Raw genomic sequence first — 3,676 nt, 5'->3', positions numbered from 1 at the left:
GGTTATGACTATCGTGGTCGTGATGTTCGTGATGGTCATGACTATCGTGGTCGTGATGGTTATGACTATCGTGGTCGTGATGTTCGTGATGGTCATGACTATCGTGGTCGTGGTCGTGATGTTCGTGATTATGGTCTTTTGCTTCAGTTTGCTCGAAATACTTATCCGATTCAAACAAACCAACACTTAAAATAAGGGGAAGAGATACTTGAGACTTTTGTGTCCGTAAAATACGAGAATCTTTTTTCATATCTCTGACTCTCACTTCCAAAGCATCAACATCTGCTTCATCAACCAAGTCAGTTTTATTAAGGACAATCACATCCCCATATTGAATCTGGCTGACTGCTGCTTCGCTATTGAATAAATCCAGGCTAAAGTTAGAACAGTCAACCATAGTGACAATAGAATCTAGACGAGTCATATCGCGTAATTCTGTACCCAAAAAAGTTAAGGCTACGGGAAGAGGATCGGCTAGTCCAGTTGTTTCTACTACCAGATAATCAATCTTGTCTTCTCTTTCTAAGATCTTGTAGACAGCATTAATTAAGTCTTCGTTAATAGTGCAGCAAACACAACCGTTGTTTAATTCCACCATGTTGTCATCGGTGGAGATAATCAAATCGTTATCAATCCCAATCTCCCCAAACTCGTTAACTAAGACAGCGGTTTTAATTCCATCTTGATTAGTCAAAATATGATTTAACAAGGTGGTTTTACCACTACCCAAAAAACCAGTAATAATCGTGACGGGTAAACCTCTTTTAGCAGCATCCATTACAGCAGGTGCTTGAGCTTGAGTATCAGTTGTCATTTCATTTGTCATATATTATTTACCATTTATCATTTAACAGGAAACAAGCTTGTATTTCTACCAAACTTTTCTGATTGTGAAAAGTGAGACTCTTATTCGCTGAAATGTTAAATCTAGAGTCATAGCGATCGCCTTAATTTTAAAATTGTCTGAGTAGAAGTTATTATCTTTACTTATTCTAGATTTTTCTGACAATTTGAGGCTGAGATCTAAGAATTAATTAGCAATTTGTTTGTTCGCTGTTTGTTTAGTTATTAGTAATTAATTTTCGTACTATCTTTGCTAATCTTTCCGCACTGTTGGTAATAGCCAGGTTTTTGGCTTTGTGTCCCATTTCTTGAAGTAATTCAGGCGATCGCAAATATTCTGATACTTGTTCTTGTAGAATTGCTGCGGTTAATTCAGACTGCTTAAAAACTACTGCTGCGCCAGCATCGGCTAATTCTTTAGCGTTATAGCTTTGATGATCTTCGGCTGCATAGGGATAGGGAATTAGTACCGCAGGAGTACCCGTAAAGGCTAATTCTGTAATTGCTCCCGCACCCGAACGACTAATAGCTAAGTTGGCTCGTTGTAATAACCCTGCCATATTGTTAGAGAAAGGCATGGAGATATAGTTAGGATGTTTGAGACTATCGGCATCGGGATCGTTTTCTCCTGTGAGATGAACTATATAAGCACCGAGATCGAACCAAGCAGGTGCAGACTCTCTAACTAGTCTATTTACTGATACTGCACCTTGGGAACCTCCTGTGACTAAAATAACGATCGCATCGTCGGGAATATTGAGATCTAAGGCTTGGGGGGCGAGAAATTGCGATCGCACTGGCGTACTAACATGAACTGTTTCGGTTTGGGGTAAGTATTGAGATGTACCCGCGAAACCCAAGGCTACTACATCGCACCAACGACTGAGAAACTTAGTAACTTTACCAGGAATGTAATTAGACTCGTGAATTACTGCGGGGATTTTTTGCAGGCGGGCAGCTAAAATAGCAGGAGCAGCTATATAACCGCCTGTAGTGAATACTGCATCTATGTTATGTTCTTTAATTAGTTTTTGGGTTTTAAAGATCGAGGTAATAAAACCCGTAATAATCTTCAAGGTTTTGGGACTAAGTTTTTGCTGAAAGCCTTCTACGGGAATGATATTGAGGGGATAATCATCTGGTACGAGGCTGGTTTCCATGCGGTTGGCTGTCCCCAACCATTCTATTTTACAATCAGGTAACTGTTGGGCTACGGCGATCGCAGGAAATAAATGCCCTCCAGTACCGCTTGCTGCTATTAGTATACGAGGTGGAGATGATGCCACAGATATTAACTCCCAATCTTAAAAATAGTTCAACCCTAATTAAACAGCAAATAAATGTTTTTTGGCAGAAGTTATTAATTTTAATCATGTCCCTTGCAATATCAGTAATAGTGATTTAGAAATAGCTAAAAAATATTCATATTTAAAGAATAAAATTTTTTATTGATAATTAAGCATATTTTTTACAATGAGGGCAGACAAAAAGATCCATTTCGACTACTTCACCACAGTTAGTACAAGATTTCATCGTTCCTCTAATTAATCCGATAGTTTTCTTTCTATCTTCAATTTTCTTGTTTTTTCTACCTTTAAGAGTTTGATTATTGCTAGGCACAAATAAAGCTATGACCACTCCCAAGTAGCTGAGTAATGCACCCAAGAAAAATCCTTGAAAGCCATTTCTTCCTTTTTTTTCAAAAATGGTCAGTGCAATGACCCCAGGGAGTAAGGAATAAATAAAAATATTACCAATTAGTGCATCTGTCATAAATAAATAATTGTCAGATAATTGCCAAAATTATTATTCCCACAAATAACCAAAAAAATTAAAGAATATTAAAACAGACTTGGATTTACTTCTTTTAAAGCTTGAGTTAATTCTTCAATACTCTGAAATCTTTCTGCTGGCGATTTTTTTAAACATTTCATCGTTATCTGTTTGAGAGAATCGGGTACATCTTTGCATTCTTCATAAGTACTCAATCTTTGTGCTTCTGCTCTAATATGACAAGCAATCCATTCACCTTGGGTTGTTCGATCAACATCGCTGTTATAGGGATTTTTACCACTCAACATCTCATATAAAATAATACCCAAACTATAAATATCAGTCTGTCTATCTATAGTGGGTATTCCTTTACATTGTTCTGGAGAAGCATAACGATAAGTCCCAATAAAGCTACCGTGTTGAGTCATTTGAGTTTGTTGTTTTTCTTCAGTTTCAACTACTTTAGCAATACCAAAATCGAGTATTTTAGCTTCTTCACCAAATACGCCTCCTGCTACTAAAAAAATATTATCTGGTTTGAGATCTCGATGAATAATTCCTTTGTTGTGAGCTTCTTTTAAACCAGTACATACCTGTAGCATTATTCTAATAGTTCGATTGACAGATAAGAAAGGCGACTCTTGTAAAACTTCTCCCAATGTTTTTCCTTGAAAATATTCCATAACGTAAAAAGGAGAACTCATAAAAGGTTTTTCTGGAGGAGTTAAACCGAAATCTGTCACTTGAACAATATTATGACTTCTAAGACTAGAAATAACTTTTACTTCCCGATTAAATCGCTTAACAAGAGCTTGATTATTATTTCCAGAGTAACTAGTCATTATTTTGATTGCTACTGTTTTATTATCTAATCTAGTGTCGGAGGCTAGGTATACTTTGCTCATTCCTCCTTTTCCTAAAAGATCGTCGAGACGATAGCGATTAGCAATGATTTTTCCTACCAGAAGGTCTTGTCTGGTGTAAGTTGAGCGAGGGGTGTCGGCTTCGACAAATGTTGGTTGAGGTAACGATTGGTCAACTGTATTTGATTCGACAAATG

General features: G+C 37.1%; 4 protein-coding genes. All 4 read right to left on the bottom strand.

Annotation, left to right across the window (positions count from 1 at the left end):
• The coding region (locus I4641_RS05695) for a CobW family GTP-binding protein (protein ID WP_229639505.1) at positions 1–814 on the bottom strand (814 nt) is incomplete at its 3' end.
• A 247-nt stretch (positions 815–1,061) separates the two neighbouring features.
• The gene (gene murG, locus I4641_RS05690) at positions 1,062–2,129 is read right to left on the bottom strand and encodes an undecaprenyldiphospho-muramoylpentapeptide beta-N-acetylglucosaminyltransferase (protein ID WP_229639504.1); all 1,068 of its coding nucleotides are present in this window, start codon (positions 2,127–2,129) and stop codon (positions 1,062–1,064) included.
• 169 nt (positions 2,130–2,298) lie between these two features.
• On the bottom strand, positions 2,299–2,616 hold the full coding sequence (locus I4641_RS05685) for a hypothetical protein (protein ID WP_229639503.1): 318 nt from the start codon (positions 2,614–2,616) through the stop codon (positions 2,299–2,301).
• Positions 2,617–2,684: 68 nt separating this feature from the next.
• Positions 2,685–3,676 (bottom strand): serine/threonine protein kinase (locus tag I4641_RS05680; protein WP_229639502.1); only part of this gene is annotated, 992 nt, incomplete at its 5' end.

Origin of the sequence: Waterburya agarophytonicola KI4, from assembly GCF_020640915.1 — a bacterium.
Taxonomy (GTDB): Bacteria; Cyanobacteriota; Cyanobacteriia; order Cyanobacteriales; family Xenococcaceae; genus Waterburya; species Waterburya agarophytonicola.
The sequence above is the reverse complement of the archived record's forward strand: the minus strand, read 5'-3'. Positions and strand labels throughout refer to the sequence as shown.